This window comes from Phyllobacterium calauticae, assembly GCF_019991125.1.
In the GTDB taxonomy this organism is placed as follows: Bacteria; Pseudomonadota; Alphaproteobacteria; order Rhizobiales; family Rhizobiaceae; genus Phyllobacterium; species Phyllobacterium calauticae.
Genome location: NZ_JAGENB010000036.1, coordinates 1 through 426 on the forward strand (window position 1 = coordinate 1; position 426 = coordinate 426).

1 rRNA gene is annotated in these 426 nt (G+C 55.6%); it reads right to left on the reverse strand.

Annotated elements, in window-relative coordinates:
- Window positions 1-426 (reverse strand): 16S ribosomal RNA (locus J1W56_RS25840); the annotation flags it as partial.

Consider the following 426-nt stretch of genomic DNA (forward strand, 5'->3'; position numbering starts at 1 on the left):
CTGTTTGCTCCCCACGCTTTCGCGCCTCAGCGTCAGTACAGTGCCAGAGGGCCGCTTTCGCCACAGGCCTTCCTCCTGATATCTACGCATTTCACCGCTACACCAGGAATTCCGCCCTCCCCTCACTGACTCAAGTAAAACAGTTTCTAAGGCAGTTCTAAGGTTAAGCCTTAGGATTCCACCTCAGACTTGCTCCACCGCCTACTCGCCCTTTAAGCCCAGTAATTCCGAACAACGCTCGCCACCTCTGTCTTACCGCGGCTGCTGGCACAGAGTTAGCCGTGGCTTCTTCTCCCGGTACCGTCGATCCTCCTGATTATTTACCAGGAGGGGATTCGTTCCGGTCGAAAGGGGTTTACAATCCGAGAACCTTCATCCCCCACGCGGCGTTGCTGCGTCAGGCTTTCGCCCATTGCGCAATATTCC